We start from the raw sequence: 19,117 nt of genomic DNA, 5'->3' as shown, positions 1-19,117 counted from the left end.
GTTTCAGGATTGAAACAATCCGCCCCAGAAACCCAGCTTGCCGGCAGTTGCGCAGGCCAGGGACGCCCCGGGCTATTTTTCCGGGTTCTTCGGGCTCCACAGCACCGTCTCCGCATCTTTTTCATAGGCCATGCCATTGGGATAGCTGATCGCTTCCAACTGCAAGCCCCAGGGCGCCTGGAAGTAGAGGATGGTCTGGCCGGCCGCCGGGCCTTCGGTAACCGGCAGCGGTCCCATCCGCGTCTTGACGCCCTTGCCGTCAAGATAGGCTTTTGCGGCGGCGATGTCGTCGACATAGAAGGCGATATGGAAGCCGCCTATGTCGCTGTTGCGAGGCGTCAGGTCCTTCTGGTCCGGCGCGGTGTATTTGAACAGCTCGATGTTCGACCCGTGTCCGCAGCGGACCAGGGTGATCTCCTCAATCACCGCCTTGGGATCGACGCCCAGCAGATCCTGCATGAATGTGCCCTTGTCGTCGGCGAACGGGCCGAACGACATCGCCTTCTTGCAGCCAACCACCTCGGTGAAGAAATCGACCGCCTGCTCCATGTCGGGGACGGTGACGCCGGTGTGGTCGTGGCCACGCATGCCGGGAATGGAACTGGCGTAAGCCGTGCCGATGCCTCCCAGCACGGTGGCGGTGAGCACTGCGTAGCGGATTGCATTCTTCATGTCAGTCATCCTCCATCGCGGGACATTTTGCCGGGTGCACGCCTGAGGCCCGCTCTTTAGCGTGCGAATAGGATTGTGTTTCATGCCGGCGCCTTTGCGGCGGGAAGCAGCCAGGCATCATCGATCTCGGGCAGCGGAATGGCGGCGAGGAGGTCGCGCGTGTAAGCCTGCTGCGGCTTCTCGAACAAAGTATCCGTCGCACTGGCTTCGACGATCGCGCCTTCGCGCATGACGATCACTTGCCGGCAGAGCCGCCGGATCACCGACAGGTCATGGCTGATGAAGGCGACGGTCAGGCCCATCTCCGCTGCAAGCTTTTCCAGCAGCGTCAGGATCTGTGCCTGCGTCGACACGTCGAGGCCTGAGACGATTTCGTCGGCCAGCACGAATTTCGGCGACAGCGCCAGCGCTCGGGCAATGCCGACGCGCTGGCGCTGGCCGCCCGACAATTCATGACGATAGCGGCTGGCGAAGCCTTGCGGCAGGCCGACGCGCTGAAGCGCTTCAGCAACTCGGGCTTTCAGATTGTCGCCGAGGCCATTCTGTTTGAGTGGTGCGGCGATGATGCTGGCGATGGTGCGGCGTGGGTTAAGCGACGACATCGGGTCCTGGAAGATCATCTGCAGATTGCGGCGCAGCGGCCGGAGTTCGGCCTCAGCCAGATGCGTGATGTCGCGGCCGTCGAAGATGACCTTGCCGGCGCTCGGCTCCAGAAGCCGCACTAAGGCGCGGCCAAGCGTCGATTTGCCGGAGCCGGATTCGCCGACGATGCCGGTCACCGATCCCTTTGGCAGGTCGAAATCCAGCCCTTTCAGGATCTCGGCCAAGGGCGCGCGGCCGATCAGCGGCTTGCGCGTCATGTCGGGCAGCGCGACCTTCAGCCCACGCACGGAAAACAGCGGCTCAGCCATGCGGGCGCCTCCAGGCCTGATCGGCGGCGGCGATCTCCGAAGCAAGCCCGGCCAGCACCGCCTCGTCCACCGGCTTCAGCGAGGCGAAGGGATCGGTGTAGCGTGGCGTCGCGGCCATCAGAGCTCGCGTGTAGGGGTGCTGCGGAGCGGCGAAGAGAGCGGCCGTTTCGGCCTCCTCGACCACCTTGCCAGCATAGAGCACCGAGACCTTCTGGCTGATCTTGGCGACGACGCCGAGATCATGGGTAACGAACAGGATCGCCGTGCCGTGCTCGCGCTGCAGTTGCGCGATCAGCCGCAGGATCTGCTTCTGCACAGTCACGTCGAGCGCCGTGGTTGGCTCGTCGGCGACGATCAGCCTTGGTTCGGCTGCGAACGCCGCGGCGATCAGCACGCGCTGGCGCATGCCGCCGGACAGCTCGTGCGGATAGCATTTGAGGACACGCTCGGGTTCGCGGATTTGCACCTCGTCCAGCAATTGGCGGATGCGTGCATCGGCCTTCTCGCCGCTCCAGCCGAGGATGCGCACCAGCCGGTCGGTCATCTGCGGGCCGATGCGGCGTGACGGGTTGAGCGCGGTCAGCGGGTCTTGCGGGATCAGCGCCGTGCGCGCGCCGATCAGCGTGCGCCTTGCCTTGGCCTGCAGTTTGCCGAGGTCCTCGCCCTCAAGCAGCATGTCGCCTTCGACGATGCGCACGCTCGAAGGCAGCACGCCAAGCACCGCCTTGCCGATCATCGTCTTGCCGGCGCCGCTCTCGCCGACCAGCGCGCGCACCTCGCCGGGCTCGACGGCGAGCGACACCGAGCGCAGCACGCGCAAGCCATTAGGCAGCACCGCGCTAAGGCTGCGTATGTCGAGGCAGGGTTTCGCCAGCGCGTTCATCGCAGCACCGGATCGAAACGTGCCCTGAGGCCCTCGCCAAACTGGCTGAACGACAGCACCGTCAGGATCAGCGTGACCAGCGGGAACACCAGCACCCACCAAGCCTGATGGATCGACAGGCGGCCCTCGGCGATGATGCCGCCCCAGGTTGGGTCGTCGGTCGAGATCGACAGATTGACGAAGGACAGGATCGCCTCGACGATGACGGCAATGCCCATCTCCAGCGACAGCAGCGCGACGATCGACGGCACCACATTGGGCAGCACTTCGCGCAGCATGATGCCGATGCGGCCGTAGCCGGCGATGCGGGCATTCTCGACATAGTCCATGCGCGACTGGCCCATCGTCTCGGCGCGGATCACCCGGCAGAAGCGCGTCCAGTCGATGACGGCAATGGCAATGATAACCGAGCTCAAGCCGGTGCCGAGCACGGCGACCAGAAGGATGGCAAACAGCACCGGCGGAAACGCCATCCAGACATCGACGATACGCGAGATGATGCGGTCGGCCCAGCCGCCGAAATAGCCGGCGATCAGCCCCAGCGTCGAGCCGACCAGGCAGGCGGCAAGGGCTGCCGCGAAGGCGACGATGAAGGCGATGCGGGCACCGAAGATCAGCCGTGACAGGAGATCGCGGCCGAGACTATCGGTGCCGAGCCAGTAGCCGGGCTCGGCTCCATCGAGCCAGAACGGCGGCAGGCGCTCCAGCATCAAATCCTGCGCCAGCGGGTCCTGCGGTGCGACCAGCGGCGCAAAAATTGCGGCCAGCAGCGCAATCAGCAGCCAGCCGCCGGCCAGCCACAGGCGTGCCCGCGAGCCATGTCTCGAAATGCGGGCCTCATCCATGGCGCAGCCTCGGATTGAGCAGGGCGTACATCATGTCGACGGCAAGGTTGATCAGCACAAACAGCAGCGCGAAGACCAGCACGATGCCCTGGATCAGCGGCAGGTCGCGGTTGATGACGGCATCGATCGCCATGTTGCCGAGACCTTCATAGGAAAACAGTCGTTCGACGATGACCGTGCCGCCGATCAGGAAGGTGAACTGCACGCCGACCAGCGTCAGCGTCGGCAGGGCCGCGTTCTTCAGCGCCTCGCGCAGGATGACCTGCGTTTCCGAAAAGCCCTTTACCCGCGCCAGCACGACGTAGTCGAGGTCGAGCACTTCCTTCAGCGACTGTTTCAGCAGCTGCGAGATGATCGCGGCCAGTGGCAGCGCCAGCGCAATCGCCGGCATCAGCATGTGTGCCAGCAGGTCCCTGGTCAGGTCGAAGCGCAGCCGTACGATGCTTTCGAACAGATAGAATTGCGTGGCGAAGGGCAGGTCGAGCTGCGGCGACACCCGGCCAGAAATGTCGAAGATAGGCACCAGCACGCCGAACAGAAGGATCAGCACCAGGCCCCACAGGAAATCGGGAATCGAGAGTGCCGCACCGCTGGCAATGTCGATGCCGGCTTCGACCGCGGTGCCGCGTTCGCGCGCGCCGAGGATCGCCGTCGTGCCGCCGATCGCCAGCGCCATCACAAGCGCGACGATGGCGAGTTCCAGCGTGGCCGGGAGGCGATTGAAGACCAGCCCAAGCACGTCCTGCCGCAGTGAGATCGACGTGCCGAAATCGCCCCTGACGACACCGGCCAGCCAGATGAAGAATTGCTGGACGATGGTCTTGTCCAGCCCGTAAAGCGCGCGCAGCCGAGCGATGTCGGCATCGGTCGCGCCGGGCGGCAGCATCATCGCGATCGGGTCGCCCGGCGCGACACGGATGACGATAAAGACGACGACGGCCACGCCGAACAGCGTGATCGCCATCGTCAGAAGACGGATCAGGAATCTTTGCAGCAGCATGGTCGCCCGTGGCGGAAAATGCGCGCCGTCATTCCGGACGGCGCGCGGCAAGCCGAAGACTGTCTCAGGCCGGGCTCATCAGCGCCGGCAGAAGTGCGCCCGACACATGCTGCACCACATTGACGCCCTTGGCATGCACGATCGGCTGCGCATACTGGATCAGCGGCAGCACATAGGCCTGTTCGGCGATGTATTTGTCGACGGCCTTCCAGCCGGCAATGCGCTTGGCCTCGTCCTTCTCGCCCCATAGTGGATTGATCATGTCGATCAGGTCCTGGCTGTCCCATACCGAATGCGGGCTTGGGCCATACATGGCAAAGCCGGTCGACGTGGTGGGATCGCCGATGGCATTGCCCCAATTGTAGAAGGCCGCCGGCGCCAGCTTGTCGGCGGCGCGCAGCTCGTAGTGCTTGGCGATCTCGTAGACCTCGATCGTTGCCTCGATGCCGACCTTGCGCCACATGCCGACGATCGCCTGGATCATCTCGTAGTCCTTGGGCTTGAAGCCCTTGGTCGTCTGTATCGTGAACTTGACCGGCTTTTCCGGCGAATAGCCGGAGGCGGCCAGCAGTTCCTTGGCCTTGTCCGGATTGTGCTCCACCTTGATCGACGCATCGTAGGCCTCGTATTCCGGCGTCTCCAGCGTATCGATGGGCTGGCCGTAACCGCGCAGCAGCCGGTCGACCAAAAGCTTTTTGTCGACCGCCATCACCGCCGCCTGGCGCACGTTCTTGTCCAGCATCACGTCGATGTCGTTGAAGAAGATCATGCCGATGTCGGAGACGTTCTTGCATGAGCCGGCAAGTCCATCCTTGGCGATCAGGCGGTCATATTCCTCATAGGGGATTTCCAGCGTCACCTGCGAGGAACCGGACTCGATCTCGGCGACGCGGCTCGCCGCATCGGTGACGAACTTGATGGTTACGTTTTCGAAGGCCGGCTTGCCGCCCCAGTAGTTCGGGTTGGCCTTGAGCCGCAGGAAGGCGTTGCGCTCGAATTTGTCGACCATATAGGGCCCGGTGCCGATCGGGGCTTTCTCAAAACCCTCGGCGCCGACCTTTTCGTAATAGGCCTTCGGCATGATGTAGCCGGTCAGGAACGACATCCACTTGAAATACACCGGGTCGAATTGCACGACGTCGCCGGTGATCTTGTTGCCGTCGATCTTGAAGTTGTTGACGTTCTTCCAGACGAACTGGATCGGGTTGCCGGTCTTTTCATCGCCCGCCCGCTGCAGCGACCAGACCACGTCTTCGGCCGTGAATGGCGAGCCGTCATGCCAGGTGACGCCCTCGCGCACCGTCATCATGATCTTGCTGCGATCCTCGTTCCAGCCCCATTCGGTGAGCAGGCCGGGCGCGAAAGAAAGATCCGGCTTCTGCGGGATGAACTGGTCGAACACCGACTGGTAGAGACCCTGGATGGTCGGGTTGACCGCCGAAGGCCCGGTGGTCGGGTCCCAGGACGGCAAATTGACATTGTAGGCGATGGTCAGTTCGCCGGCAGCCTTGGCGATTTGCGGCAGGCCGAGCGCCGTGGCGCCAAGTGCGGCCGCGCCATATCCGAGCAATTCTCGTCTGTTGATTGTCATGGTCGTTCCCCTGTTGCTTTTATGCGCGGTGTCGTTGTCAATCGGTGGGTTCAGGCTCCTTGGGCAACCGCGCCTTGTCCTCCTTCACCCTAGATGAAAAATGGAGCCTACCTCCCGCCAAGTTGTTGCGCGAGCATGTAGCCCGACGCCGCCCCGGTGCCGGCGCCGGGCCATGTTGCCGCCCCGGTCAGGTGCAGATTGCCGACCGGCGTGTTCCAGCCGGCGTAACCGCGCGCCGGCCGGAACAGGAAATTCTGCGCCAGATGATGGCTGCCGCAGATCTGGTCGCCGCCGACAAGGTTCGGGTTCTCGCGTTCGAGGTCGATGGGCGAGAACACGGCGCGGCCGAGGATCTTCCGACGAAGGCCGGGCGCATAGCGCTCGATAATGTCGAGGACGCGCTCGGCGTAGTGCTCCCTAGCCTCGTCCCAGTGAGCCGCCGCGATCGTGCCCGCTGCATCGCCTGCAATCTCGGCTGGCAGCATGCGCACCTGCACCCAAAGTACGTGCTTGCCGTCCGGCGCGCGCGAGGGATCGACGGCCGTCGGCTGGCCGACGACCAGCACCGGTTCATCCGGCAGCATGCCTGCCATCACCTGCTGGTAGGTCAGCGACATGGCGTCGAGCGACGGCGAAAGGTGCACATAGGCGAACTGCCGAAGCTCGGCGCCGGCGCGCCAGTCCGGCAGATCGTCGAGCGCCAGATGGATCATCAACGTCCCCGGCGCGTGGCGGAATTTTTTCACGGCCGTGTCGAAGCCGGTGTCGCCCGATCCGTTAGGCAACAGTTTCCCGGTCAGCGCCTTGGGCGCGACACCGGCGATGACGGCCTTGGTGGCTGTGTGGGTCTCGCCGGAAGCGAGCCGCACGCCGGTCGCTTTGCCGGCCGAAACCGTGATCTCGGCGACATCAGCCCCGGTGACGATCTTGCCGTCGGCGGCCGTGAGCATGCCCGACAGAGCGCGGATAATGGTGTCGGCGCCGCCTCTGCCGAGCACCATGCCGAAGCGCTGGTTGGCCATGGATTCGAGGTAAGGGAACACCGCGCCGCCGGCGATATCGGGGGCGAAGTCGAGATGCATGCCCCAGGTGGCGAGCGTCGCCCTGACATGCGGTGACTGGAAAGTCTCCTCGAGCCAGGCGCGGGGTGACGAAAGCAGCAACCGACCAGTATCGAGCGCGCCGGCAAAACCCTTCTTGCGCCAGAGGTTCCAGGCGGTGCCGGCGAGCGCACGGCCGCTCATCGGCGAGCCCAGCAGCCGGAACAGATGCTCGGCCTCCGCCGGGAATGCCGCAACCAGACGGCGCCATGTCTGTGCGTCGGCGTCGGAAAAAGCGGCCATGCGCGAGGCGGTCTTTTCCAGGTCGCTGCTGACGCCGAACCAGCGACCGTCGGGGAAGGCGCTGGCAAAACAGTCGGCCACCGGCACGAATTCCAGCCCGTGGGTTTTCAATTCATTTGCATATTTCTTGTGAAAGGCCGAGCCGGCGAACAGGCTGAGATTCATCGCGCCGAAATCGTGCCGGAAGCCCGGAAGCGTCAATTCGCGCGTCTGGACGGCGCCGCCGATCGTTGCATTACGCTCGAAAACTGCCGTTTTCCAGCCTTTGAGCGCCAGATGCGCGGCGCATGCCAGACTGTTGTGGCCTGCCCCGACAAATATGGCGTCGAACTCGCTCACGCCCCGTCCCATTTGCTTTATGCTTAAAGATAATTGCAGATGCATATGTTTTCGTCTAGTAGGATATTAAGGGCCGCGAGAGCCTTCAGCACCATCGAGAAAGAGGGAACAGAGACCATGGACACACAACAACTTCTAGGCGAAGTCGCCGGCCAGCTGCTTTCAGGCGCCATCCAGGTGGTCGACCTGACGGCGCCGCTCGGGCCCAACACGCCACTGATCAAGCTGCCGCCGGAACTGGCGGTCGACACGCCGAAGATCGAGATCCACGCCATCTCCGCCTATGACAAGAATGGCCCGTGGTGGGCGTGGAACTGGCTCAAGCTCGGCGAGCATTCGGGCACCCATTTCGACGCACCCAACCACTGGATCACCGGCAAGGATTATCCGGACGGCGCCACCGACACCATTCCGGCGCAGAACTTCGTCGGCCCGGTCAACGTCATCGACTGTTCGAAGCAAGCGGCAGCCGATCACGATTTCCTGCTCACCGTCGATCACATCAAGGCATGGGAAGCCGAACATGGCGCTATCAATCCCGGCGAGTGGGTGGTGATGCGCACCGACTGGTATAAGCGCAACGGCTCGGAAGCCGAGTTCCTCAACGCCAATGAGACCGGACCGCACACGCCTGGCCCGACCGCCGAAGCCATCCAGTATCTGATTAGCAAGGACATCAAGGGCTGGGGCAGCGAGACGATCGGCACGGATGCTGGAAAAGCAGGGGGAATGGAGCCGCCGTTTCCGGCGCACAGCCTGATGCACAAGGCTAACCGCTACGGCCTCGCCAGCCTTTGCAACCTCGACCGGCTGCCGCCGAAAGGCGCGATCCTCATCGCGGCGCCGCTCAAGATCGAGCACGGCACCGGCAGCCCGATCCGCGCGTTGGCGTTGGTGCCAAGGCAATAGGATAGCTGCGGTCTTCGGGAGAAGATCATGTGTGGAAGTGGCACTGTGGTGACGGAGTGGGAGGGGCAGCCTTGCAAAGCTGCGGCTCTACGGCGCCGTAGAGCGCCAATCTCTGCAATTGAACTCCTGCCGGCTAGGAGCACGCATCGATGAGCGCTCCCGATCACATCGTCGTCGGCAGCGGCATCAACGCGCTGGTCTGTTCGGCGATGCTTGGCGGCAAGGGGGCGAAGGTGCTGGTGCTCGAGCGCAACGACCGCATCGGGGGCTGCATGCGCACCGAAGAAATCACCGCGCCCGGCTTCATCCACGACGTGATGGCGACGACCTTTGTCCTGTTCATCACCTCGCCGGCCTATGCGGCGCTGGGCAAGGATCTCGCGCGGCACGGCCTGGAGTTTTGCAACACCTCCACGCCGACCGGTGTGCTGCGCCCGGACGGCAGCCATGCCGTCCTGCGCACAGATCGTATCGCCAATGTAGCGGCGATCAATGCGCTTGCCGCGGGCGACGGCGACCGGCACGCAAACGATGTCGGCGAGATCGAGCGCAACGCCGGTCTGCTGTTCGGACTGCTCGGTGGCAGCCTGTGGTCCTACCCGACGGCCAGGCTGCTGGCGGGTGAAGCCTGGCGGCGCGGCCCGCGTGGCCTTGCCGCCTTTCTCGGCAGCGCGCTGGTGCCGGCGCGCGGTTGGCTGGAAAGCACCTACCAGTCGGAAACCATGCGCGCGCTGTGGGCGCCCTGGGTGCTGCATGCCGGCCTCGGACCTGAGGACGCGTTCTCCGGCCAGATCGCCAAGGTCATCGCCTTCGCGCTTGAGGCGGCCGGCGCGCCGATCGTCAAGGGCGGTGCCAGGAATCTGCTGGCCGCCTTCGAAGCCCTGATCAGGGAACGTGGCGGCGAAATCCGCACCGGCGCCGACGTCGCGGCTATTGTCCAAAGCGGAGGCCGCGCCGCCGGCGTGCGGCTGGCTTCGGGCGAAACGATCAACGTGAACAAGAGCGTCATCTGCTCGGTCACGCCGACGCAGCTCTACGAGCGGCTCCTCGGCGACGCGGCGCCGAAAGCCGACGTCGAGGCAGCGCAAAAATACCGCTACGGCAAGGGCAATTTCCAGATCCACTATGCCTTGGACAAGCCGCCAGCATGGCGCGGCGAGGGCCTGGACAAGGTCGCGCTGCTGCATCTGACGCCGGGGCTCGACGGCGTCTCGAAGGCCTGCAACGAAGCCGTGCGCGGCATGCTGCCGGAGGTGCCGACCATGTGCGTCGGCCAGCCGCACGCGCTCGACCCATCGCGCTGCCCGGACGGCAAGGCGGTCCTGTGGCTGCAACTGCCCGAGGCGCCACGGCATATCAAGGGCGATGCCGCCGGCAAACTGCAAACACCGGCAGACGGTCGCTGGACCGAGGCGCTGCGCGAAGCCTATGCCGACCGTGCCGAAGCGATCCTCGCCAGCCATATCGATGGGTTCAAGGACAGCGTCATCGCACGCCGCGCCTGTTCGCCGGCCGACCTGGAAGCGATGAACATCAATCTGGTCGGCGGCGACCCCTATGGCGGTTCCTCGGCTATCGACCAGTCGTTTCTGTGGCGGCCGTTCAAGACGAGCCGCAATCACGCCACCGGGGTCAAGGGACTCTACCACATTGGCGCCTCGACCCATCCTGGCGCCGGGTTGGGCGGCGGCTCCGGCTTTCTCCTGGCGGGGAGGCTGTGATGGAACAGAAGGTTGAAAAGCGCCAGCGCATCTCGACTTTGGGCCAGATCGGCCTGCAGCAATTCGCGCCCTATCTGATGAACCGCATCATGGGCCGCTACAACGCCACCTTGCGCGACAATTTCCGCAGGCAGGGCCTGACCATTCCGCAGGTGCGCACGCTGGCCGTGCTGTCGGTCACCGATGGCGTCACCGTCAACGATCTCTCGGTCTATACCGTCATCGAGCAGTCGACCTTGAGCCGGACGCTCGACACGCTGGAGGGGCAAGGGTTTGTGCGGCGCGAGCAGGGGGTCACCGACAGCCGTATCCGCCATGTGTTCCTGACCGACGATGGCCGCGCCGAGTTCGCGCGCGCCTGGCCGGCCATGCACGACGCTTTCGAGGCAATGTTCGACGATGTCGACGATGCCGAATACGCGGCGCTGATCGCGACATTGCAGAAGATGCTGAAGAACATTCGCAAGCACGACATCTGATCTTACGCGCCGCCATCGGGGCGGTAACGGAAGGAGCCCAAAATGGCCGAACGGTCTTTTGCCAAGGAAGTCGAAAAGCTCAGGCTCGGCGCCGGCGAGGAGTTTTCCGGCGAAGGCATTCTCGCCATCACCAAGGCGCTGCTGCAATGCGGCGTCGGCTATGTCGGCGGCTATCAGGGCGCGCCGATCAGCCATTTGATGGACGTGCTGGCCGACGCGCAGGATATCCTGGGCGAGCTCGGCGTGCATTTCGAGGCGAGCGCCTCGGAAGCGACCGCCACCGCCATGCTGGCGGCATCGGTGCACTATCCGATCCGTGGCGCGGCCACCTTCAAGTCTACGGTCGGCACCAATGTCGCCTCCGACGCGCTCGCCAATCTCGCTTCCGGCGGCGTCACCGGCGGTGCATTGATCATCGTCGGCGAGGATTACGGCGAAGGCTCCTCGATCATGCAGGAGCGCAGCCACGCCTTTGCCATGAAGAGCCAGGTCTGGCTGCTCGACCCGCGACCGAACCTGCCGTCGATCGTCAAGGCGGTGGAGGACGGCTTCGAGCTGTCCGAGGTTTCCAACACGCCGGTCATGCTGCAGGTCCGTATTCGCTGCTGCCATGTCCACGGCCATTTCATCGCCAAGGACAACAAGCGCCCGGCAATGACTGTGGCCGATGCGCTCGAGGCGCCGCGCCGCGACACCGGCCGCATCGTGCTGCCGCCCGCGTCCTTCCTGCACGAGAAGGAAAAGGTGCAGAAACGCTGGCCGGCGGCGGTGGATTTCATCCGCACCAACAAGATCAACGAGTTTTTCGGCCCGGAGCACGGCTCGGTCGGCATCGTCATGCAGGGCGGCATGTACAATTCGGTCATCCGGGCGCTGCAGCGGCTTGGCCTCGCCGACACTTATGGCGACACCGACGTGCCGCTCTATGTGCTCAACGCCGTCTATCCCTTAGTCGACGACGAGTTCCTGTCTTTCTGCGAAGGCAAGGACGCCGTCCTCGTCGTCGAGGAAGGCCAGCCCAACTACATCGAACAGGCCTTTGCCGCGATGCTGCACAAGGCCGGCCGCGGCACCAGGCTCGTCGGCAAGGAACATCTGCCTATGGCCGGCGAATATACCGGCCAGGTGATGCTCGACGGCATCGGATCGTTCCTGCGCGCCACCATCCCGCATCTGCTGCCAAGCGAGGTCCGCGCGCCGAACAAGATCGGCGACGGGCTCGACACCGCCGACCTGATCAACGTCGTCCCGGGCCGGCCGCCCGGCTTCTGCGTCGGCTGCCCGGAGCGGCCGATCTTCGCCGCCACCAAGCTGGTCGAGCAGGAGCTGGGCAAGCACCACATCGCCTCCGACATTGGCTGCCATCTGTTCTCGATCATGCCGCCTTTCGAGCTAGGTGCCACTACCATGGGCTACGGGCTGGGGCCGGCCTCGGCTTCGGCGTTCAATTCGCCCGATGCCAAGCGCCGCTCGATCTCCTTCGTCGGCGACGGCGGCTTCTGGCACAACGGTCTGACCTCGTCGATCGGCAACGCGGTGTTCAACAAGAACGACGGCGTCATCGTCATCGTCGACAATTTCTATTCGGCCGCCACCGGCGGCCAGGACATCCTGTCGTCCCGCGCCGGCAACAAGACCAAGTCGACCAAGCACCCGATCACCGAGGCGGTGAAGGGCATGGGCGTCAAATGGCTGCGCCACATCGACCGCACCTACGACGTAACCAAGATGCAAGACACGCTGCGCGAGGCGCTGACGACGGACGAAAAGGGCCCGAAAGTCATTGTCGCCTCGTCCGAATGCATGCTCAACCGGCAGCGCCGCGAAAAGCCGCTGGTCGACAAGGCGATCAAGGGCGGGGCGCGCATAGTCAAGCCGAAATTCGGTGTCGACGAAGATATCTGCACCGGCGACCATGCCTGCATGCGGCTGTCCGGCTGTCCGTCGCTTTCGGTGAAGTCGCTCGACGATCCGTTGCGCGACGATCCGGTGGCGCATATCGACCAAAGCTGCGTCGGTTGCGGCAATTGCGGCGAGGTCGCCGATGCGGCGGTGCTCTGCCCGTCCTTCTACCGCGCCGATGTCGTGCACAATCCGAGCCGCTGGGACCGTTTCCTTGAAGCCGCGCGTCGCGCCACGATCAGTCTCTTGCAGCGGCGCCGTGAAAGCCGGCGCCTGACATTCGCCGATGCTTGACGCCGTGCCCTCATCGCGCTCGAAAGCCGGCGCCCCCGAAGACGAGCGCGTCATCAAGCTTGCCGTGCTGGCGGTCGGTGGCCAGGGCGGTGGCGTGCTGGCCGACTGGATCACCGACGTCGCCGAGCGCAACGGCTACGTCGCGCAATCGACCTCGGTCGCCGGCGTCGCCCAGCGCACCGGCGCCACCATCTATTATGTCGAAATGTGCCCCGACACCGGCCGCCTGCCGGTCTTCGCGCTGTCGCCGTCGCAGGGCGACGTCGACATCCTGATTGCCGCCGAACTGATGGAGGCCGGCCGCGCCATCATCCGCGGCTTCGTCACGCCCGAGCGCACGACGCTGATCGCCTCGTCGCACCGCATCGCCGCGGTCTCGGAGAAGATCGAGCCCGGCGACGGTCGCGCCTCGTCCGCCAAGGTGCATGCCACGGCGGAAGCCGCGGCCAAGCGCTTCATTGCCTTCGACATGGAGAAGATCGCCGCCGACAATGGCTCGATGATCTCGGCCAGCCTGCTCGGCGCGCTGGCCGGCTCCGACGCCTTGCCGTTCAGTCGCGAAAGCTATGAGCAGGCGGTCAGTGCCGGCGGCCGCGGTGTGAAGGCCAGCCTCGCCGCCTTCGGCGCCGCCTACGATCGGGCGCGCGGCATCGCGAGTGCGCCTTCGGGCGACAAGACTGCAGGGCCGGCGGCCGCTGAAACCGGCTCGGGCGCCGCGACAGAAGTCAGCGGCCCGGAAAGCCTGTTGAAGGGCTGGCAACAATTGGCGGCGCGCGTCGCTACGCTGCCTGTACCCGTGCGCGACATGGCGCTTCGCGGCCTGAAAAAAGTGGTCGACTATCAGGACGTTGCTTATGGCGGCGAGTATCTCGATAGGCTCGACCGGGCCGTCGCTCTGGACGATGCCGAACACGCCTACGCGCTGTCGATCGCCGCCGCCAAGCATCTGGCCAACGCCATGTGCTACGACGACATGATCCGCGTCGCCGACCTGAAGACGCGCTCTAGCCGCGACCGACGCGTACGCCGTGAGGTTGGCGTCAAGGACGGCTCGGTCCTGCAGGTGACCGAATATTTCCATCCGCGCATCGAGGAATTCTGCGGCACGCTGCCGGCCGGGCTCGGCAGCTACATCGAGGCGCGGCCGAAGCTCGCCGCCTTCCTCGACCGCCGCATCAACCGCGGCCGCCATATCCGCACCGACAGTTTTGCCGGCTTTGCCGCATTGTGGTTCATCGGCGGCCTGCGCCGCTGGCGCCGCCGGCTGCTGCGCCACAAGGTCGAGACCGCGCATCTCGAGCGCTGGTATGCGCTGGCGCTCGGCCATGTCGGCGAGGACTACGCGCTTGGCACGGAGATCCTCAACTGCCGCCGGCTGATCAAGGGCTACAGCGACACCCACGCCCGCGCGCAGTCGAAATTCGACCGCGTGCTGTCGGCGCTCGACCTGGTCAAGGGCCGCCCGGACGCCGCAGACTGGATCCGGCGCCTGCGCGAAGCCGCGCTGAAGGACGAAAAGGGCGACATGCTCGACGGCGCGCTGAAGACCGTGGCGTCGCTGGGCGACGGCGACGTTCCATCAAGTTGATCTGTGAAATGGTCCCGTTTAATTCATCGAGAATTTTGGTGCCGCTTAGGTGACTCGAACACCTGACCCCATCATTACGAATGATGTGCTCTACCAACTGAGCTAAAGCGGCCCGGGAAACCGAGCTTCCAAGATGGGCTGCGTGATAGACGCAACCGGCCGCGAATTCAAGATGGCAGTCGCGATTTCAGGACGAGGCATTTCGTGCCGCCTCCGGCCGGGCGCAAGGGCAGCCGCCGCGCGGATCTACCATTGGCCGCGTGATGCCGTATCGGCAGGCCGTCCCGTCCGCCACGTTGGCCGTGGCGGGAAAATCAGCGAAAAATGTTGATTCCTTTACCGAAAACCGCCGAAATGAGCTTTGTGCCCCTCGGCAAGGCAGAATGCGGCCGCTCGCTTGTTGATTGATTGGTCGCCTGCGGCTAACGATCATGGCAATGTGAGTGAAATTGCAGAGGGAATTCGCTTGGACGCGATCGAAAAAGCGATCCGCAATGCCTTCGAGAAAGGCAATGCCGACGACCGGGCGTTTCGCGAGCGGGTCTATCGATCGGCTTTCGCGGCACTCGACCGTGCCCTGCAGGCCAATCCAAACGTCACGGTGGAGGTCGCCATCAAGCGCCGCAAGGCGGTCCAGGCGAAGATCACCGAAATCGAATCGGAATTCCTGCCGGCGGTTGCCGACGTCGCCGCGCCGACCGACAGTTTGCAGGCAGCACCGGCGGTGGAGCCTCCGGCTGAAACTGAAACCGAAGCCGAGCCCGCGCCGTCGCCCGATGTCGTCGTTGACGGTCCAGCGCAGCCGCCCGAATCCGATGCGCCGCGGTCGCGCGTCCTGCCGGTCGTTCCCGACATCATGCCCGATGCGCCTGTTCCCGAGGCGCCGGTGATCGACATGGGGGCCTCGGTTCCGACCGAAGCCGACGTCGAAACCGACGATGCGGAAGTGACGCCCGACCGCGACGACCGGCGGGCGAGGCGGCGGCGCCTGCCCTTGACCGCGATCTTCTTCGGTGTGACGCTGCTCGCAGCCGCCGGCATCGGCCTTTATTTCGCCAACCAGACCGGCGTCTTCAAATCGGCGACCGAGCTCGACACAGCGCCACCGGAAGCGCCGCCAACGGTCGACGGCGAAGATTTCACGCCGGACGACACCGCTTCGCCGCCGAAGCAGGGCGAGCAGGACGAGGCGCGCGACTGGATCAACGTTTTTTCGCCGGGTGACCCGACGCAGGTCAATGCACCGTCGGACGCCAAGGCCGACGTCATCCAGGACGAAAGCGGTTCCTTCCTGCGCATCCGCTCGGGGGCATCCGGCTCGGCCATCAGCTTCGACGTCGGACAAGGCGTGTTGGAAAAACTAGCCGGCAAGCATGCCACATTCGACATCATCGCGCGCTCCGAGGAGGGGCAGGAGACGCAGATTTCCGTCGATTGCAATTTCGGCGAACTCGGCGACTGCGGCCGCAAGCGCTATGCGGTCGGTCGCGAGCGCAATGAATATCTGTTCGACGTGCGCTTTCCCGACAAGCGTCCGGGTGCTGCCGGCACCATCGCCATCAATTCCGACTTCGATAAGCAGGGCAAGTCGGTCGACATCTACGAGATCCGCGTTTCAGTCGTTCCCTAAAGCACGTCGCGTTCGGACCGGTCTTATGCGACGCACTTTAGGTTCTTGTTTTGATGCATGTCGTTACCGCAAAACCGCTGCACACTTTTTGCTCGACATGCATTAACTATCGAGCAGCGCCTGCAGCGTCTCGATGCGGTCGGCTTCGGCCGCCGGCTTGTCCCAGCGCAGCCGCGAAATGCGCGGAAAGCGCATGGCAACGCCGGATTTGTGCCGCGTCGAGCGGTTGAGCCCTTCGAAGGCTACCTCAAGCACCAGCCCGTTCCTGCGGTCGGCCCGTACCGAGCGCACCGGGCCGAAGCGCTCGATCGTGTTGTCGCGGACATATTTGTCGATCTGCCTCAGTTCCTCGTCGGTGAAGCCGAAATAGGCTTTTCCCACCGGCACCAGCTCCTCCGATCCTTCCGGCCCGGACCAGACGCCGAATGTGTAGTCGGAATAGAAGCTCGAACGCTTGCCGTGGCCGCGCTGGGCATACATCAGCACCGCGTCGACCGTGTGCGGATCGCGCTTCCATTTGAACCACGGGCCCTTCGGCCGCCCGGCCACATAGGGCGAATCCCAGCGCTTCAGCATGACGCCTTCGATGACCGGATGCAGCGGCTTGCGGCGCAATTCCTCGAGTGCCTGCCAGTTGGTGAATTCGACCAGCGGCGACAGATCGAAGCGGCTCGGATCGAGTGTCCTGACGAAGGCCTCGAGCCGGCCGCGCCGTTCGCGGAAGGGAAGTCCGCGCACATCCTCGTCACCAATCTGCAGCGCATCGTAGCAGCGCATGAAGGCCGGGTATTGCTGCTGGATCTTGGGTGACACGCTCTTGCGGTTCAGCCGCTGCTGCAGATCCGAGAAGGTGCCCGTCGCCTGCCTGGGGTCTCCGACCAGAAGCTCGCCGTCGAGGGCGCCGGAAAAATCCATCGCCTCCGCAAGGTCCGGAAAGGCACCCGAGACATCGTCACCGGTGCGCGAATAGAGCCGGCGAATGCCGCCTTCGCAAACCGCCTGGACGCGGATGCCGTCCCATTTCCATTCGGCCGCGTAGTCGGCCGGGTCGAGCTTTTCGAGGTCGCCGTCGCCGACGGCATTCGACAGCATCACTGGCCTGAACAGCGCCAGCGCCGTCTTCCTGGGTTTTTCCGCTTTACCCTCCAGCCAGGCGAACAGCGCGAGATAGGGCGGCGTCAGCCCGTGCCAGAGTTCCTCGATCTCGGCGATTTCGACCTTGCCGAAATCGGCCAGCGCCTGCTTGGCAAGCCGCGCCGAGACGCCGATGCGCAGGCCGCCGGTGACCAGCTTTATGATGGCAAAGCGCGCCGAAGTGCTGGCGCTGTCGAGCAGCCGGGCCAGCACTTGCGGCCCGTCGGAACGGCTCGCCGCCTGCAGCTTGGCCACCACCTCGGCCAGCGTCGGCTCGTGGTTCGCAATGTCGACCGGCGCCTGCGGCCAGACCAGCGATACGGTCTCGGCCAGGTCGCCGACATAGTCGTAGGAATACCCGAACAGCACCGGATCCATGCGCTCGATCACCAGTGTGCGCAGCATCGCCGGCTTGACCGCGGCGATGGACAGATCGCCGGTGATGGCCGCCAGCGCCAGCCCGCGGTCCGGATCCTCGACGCTGCGGAAATAATCGGTCAAAAGCGTCAGCTTGCCGTTGCGCGACGGCGTCAGGACGAGGCGGTCGAGAAGCTCGGCGAAGCGGTTCATGACGGTGAGAACCATGGGCGGGCGTCGCGTTCTATCGCGCCCCCCTCTGTCCTGCCGGACATCTCCCCCTCAAGGGGGGAGATTTGCTGTCGCGACTGCTTTCGCCAATTTCCAACGTTGCAGGATGAGCGGCAAAACCAAAGCTGCCGATCTCCCCCCTTGAGGGGGAGATGTCCGGCAGGACAGAGGGCGGCGCCGCAGAGCGCCGTACCGGCGATTGCTGGATCCAAAAACACCATCAATCGCCCTCGTCCTCGTAGCCGACGAGATGCAGCGGCCGAGCCGCAATGCCTTCGAGCTCGCACCAGCGCACCAGCGCCTCCTCGCGGCCATGCGTTACCCAGATTTCTTCGGCGCCGGTCTCCTTGATCGTGGCGGTCAACTCGCCCCAGTCGGAGTGGTCGGAAATGATCAGCGGCAGCTCGACGCCGCCCTGCTTGGCGCGCTGGCGGATGCGCATCCAGCCTGAGGCGAAGCACGACATCGGATCGGGAAAACGCCGCGCCCAGCGATCGGCGAAGGCGGATGGCGGGCCGACGACGATGGCGCCGGCAAAGTCGCTTTTTTGGCCGGTCTCGACGGTCGCCGGTTCCAATGTGCCGAGATCGATATTCTGGCTCTGGTAATACTCGCTGAGCTTGGCCAGCGCGCCGTGGATGTAGATCGGCTTTTCGTAGCCGGCATCGCGCAGCAGCCGCATGACGCGCTGCGCCTTGCCCAGCGCATAGGCGCCGACCAGATGCGTTCGCTCGGGAAACTGCTCGGTCGATTTCAGCAGCCGGGCGATCTCTTCGGTATCGGGCGGATGCCGAAACACCGGCAGACCGAACGTCGCCTCGGTGATGAAGACGTCACACTTGAGCGGCTCGAACGGCTCGCAGGTCGCGTCCTTCTGGCGTTTATAGTCGCCGGACGCGACGATGCACGTACCCTGATGCGCGACCTTGATCTGGGCCGAGCCAAGCACATGACCAGCCGGGTGAAAGCTGACGGCCACACCGCCAAGCGCAATCGTCTCGCCGAGCACGGCGGCTTGCGTCGTTCCGGCAAAACTGTCGCCGTAGCGCAGCCCCATGATGTCGAGCGTCTGCTGCGTCGCCATCACCGAGCGGTGGCCGGAGCGGGCATGGTCGGAATGGCCATGTGTGATCAGCGCCCGGTTGACCGGCCGCACCGGGTCGATGAAGAAATCGCCGGGCGGGCAATACAGCCCTTCCGGCCGGGGATGAAGCAGGTCGCTGGCGCGCATGGCCCCAAGATAGGCGCTAATTCCGGCGCGGGAAGCCTGTTGTATGTCACTGCTGAC

At 64.5% G+C, this 19,117-nt stretch carries 15 protein-coding genes and 1 tRNA gene; 6 read left to right on the top strand and 10 right to left on the bottom strand.

Features of this window, described 5'->3' with window-relative positions; genetic code table 11:
• Positions 1-72 precede the first annotated feature (72 nt).
• The 7 genes from NKJ28_RS12795 to NKJ28_RS12765 all read right to left on the bottom strand — a co-directional run bounded on the left by NKJ28_RS12795 (position 73) and on the right by NKJ28_RS12765 (position 7,584).
• Positions 73-672, bottom strand: coding sequence for a VOC family protein (locus tag NKJ28_RS12795; RefSeq protein WP_023676837.1), 600 nt, complete (start codon positions 670-672; stop codon positions 73-75).
• A gap of 80 nt (positions 673-752) precedes the next feature.
• Positions 753-1,583, bottom strand: coding sequence for an ATP-binding cassette domain-containing protein (locus tag NKJ28_RS12790; protein WP_023676838.1), 831 nt, complete (start codon positions 1,581-1,583; stop codon positions 753-755).
• On the bottom strand, positions 1,576-2,466 hold the full coding sequence (locus NKJ28_RS12785) for an ABC transporter ATP-binding protein (protein WP_031211797.1): 891 nt from the start codon (positions 2,464-2,466) through the stop codon (positions 1,576-1,578). Before NKJ28_RS12785 ends, NKJ28_RS12790 begins: the two co-directional genes overlap by 8 nt.
• On the bottom strand, positions 2,463-3,311 hold the full coding sequence (locus NKJ28_RS12780; protein WP_023676840.1) for an ABC transporter permease: 849 nt from the start codon (positions 3,309-3,311) through the stop codon (positions 2,463-2,465). The genes NKJ28_RS12785 and NKJ28_RS12780 overlap by 4 nt, the downstream gene beginning before the upstream one ends.
• Positions 3,304-4,311, bottom strand: a complete 1,008-nt coding sequence (locus NKJ28_RS12775) for an ABC transporter permease (protein ID WP_023676841.1) — start codon at positions 4,309-4,311, stop codon at positions 3,304-3,306. The genes NKJ28_RS12780 and NKJ28_RS12775 overlap by 8 nt, the downstream gene beginning before the upstream one ends.
• Positions 4,312-4,375: 64 nt before the next feature.
• A complete protein-coding gene (locus tag NKJ28_RS12770) occupies positions 4,376-5,902 on the bottom strand; it encodes an ABC transporter substrate-binding protein (protein WP_023676842.1) in 1,527 nt (508 codons plus the stop codon).
• Positions 5,903-6,009: 107 nt separating this feature from the next.
• On the bottom strand, positions 6,010-7,584 hold the full coding sequence (locus NKJ28_RS12765; RefSeq protein WP_023676843.1) for a phytoene desaturase family protein: 1,575 nt from the start codon (positions 7,582-7,584) through the stop codon (positions 6,010-6,012).
• A 117-nt stretch (positions 7,585-7,701) separates the two neighbouring features.
• Here NKJ28_RS12765 and NKJ28_RS12760 point away from each other — a divergent pair, with 117 nt between their 5' ends.
• The 5 genes from NKJ28_RS12760 (at position 7,702) to NKJ28_RS12740 (ending at position 14,477) form a co-directional block, all read left to right on the top strand.
• Positions 7,702-8,493, top strand: coding sequence for a cyclase family protein (locus NKJ28_RS12760; RefSeq protein ID WP_023676844.1), 792 nt, complete (start codon positions 7,702-7,704; stop codon positions 8,491-8,493).
• A gap of 149 nt (positions 8,494-8,642) precedes the next feature.
• Positions 8,643-10,214 carry a phytoene desaturase family protein gene (locus NKJ28_RS12755; protein WP_352635815.1) on the top strand — a complete coding sequence of 524 codons (1,572 nt, stop codon included), beginning with the start codon at positions 8,643-8,645 and terminating at the stop codon, positions 10,212-10,214.
• Positions 10,214-10,693 carry a MarR family winged helix-turn-helix transcriptional regulator gene (locus NKJ28_RS12750; RefSeq protein ID WP_023676846.1) on the top strand — a complete coding sequence of 160 codons (480 nt, stop codon included), beginning with the start codon at positions 10,214-10,216 and terminating at the stop codon, positions 10,691-10,693. Before NKJ28_RS12755 ends, NKJ28_RS12750 begins: the two co-directional genes overlap by 1 nt.
• Before the next feature lie 42 nt (positions 10,694-10,735).
• Positions 10,736-12,889, top strand: a complete 2,154-nt coding sequence (locus tag NKJ28_RS12745; RefSeq protein WP_352635813.1) for a thiamine pyrophosphate-dependent enzyme — start codon at positions 10,736-10,738, stop codon at positions 12,887-12,889.
• Complete coding sequence (locus NKJ28_RS12740; protein ID WP_352635811.1) at positions 12,882-14,477, top strand: indolepyruvate oxidoreductase subunit beta family protein; 1,596 nt, start codon at positions 12,882-12,884, stop codon at positions 14,475-14,477. Before NKJ28_RS12745 ends, NKJ28_RS12740 begins: the two co-directional genes overlap by 8 nt.
• 36 nt (positions 14,478-14,513) lie before the next feature.
• On the opposite strand, the gene NKJ28_RS12735 is transcribed toward NKJ28_RS12740, so the two are convergent.
• A tRNA-Thr gene (locus NKJ28_RS12735) sits at positions 14,514-14,589 on the bottom strand.
• Between the two features lie 354 nt (positions 14,590-14,943).
• Between NKJ28_RS12735 and NKJ28_RS12730 the strand changes: the two genes are divergently transcribed.
• Entirely contained in the window at positions 14,944-16,107 is a 1,164-nt protein-coding gene (locus NKJ28_RS12730; RefSeq protein WP_023676850.1) for a hypothetical protein, read from the top strand.
• A gap of 102 nt (positions 16,108-16,209) precedes the next feature.
• Here NKJ28_RS12730 and NKJ28_RS12725 read toward each other — a convergent pair whose 3' ends face one another.
• Both NKJ28_RS12725 and NKJ28_RS12720 read right to left on the bottom strand, forming a co-directional pair.
• Positions 16,210-17,811, bottom strand: a complete 1,602-nt coding sequence (locus NKJ28_RS12725; protein ID WP_352635863.1) for a cisplatin damage response ATP-dependent DNA ligase — start codon at positions 17,809-17,811, stop codon at positions 16,210-16,212.
• A 238-nt stretch (positions 17,812-18,049) separates the two neighbouring features.
• Positions 18,050-19,060 (bottom strand): ligase-associated DNA damage response exonuclease, encoded by a 1,011-nt coding sequence (locus NKJ28_RS12720; protein WP_023676852.1) that lies wholly within the window; start codon positions 19,058-19,060, stop codon positions 18,050-18,052.
• Between the last annotated feature and the right edge of the window lie 57 nt (positions 19,061-19,117).

It is taken from the genome of Mesorhizobium sp. M0145 (assembly GCF_040322355.1).
Taxonomy (GTDB): Bacteria; Pseudomonadota; Alphaproteobacteria; order Rhizobiales; family Rhizobiaceae; genus Mesorhizobium.
The sequence above is the reverse complement of the archived record's forward strand: the minus strand, read 5'-3'. Positions and strand labels throughout refer to the sequence as shown.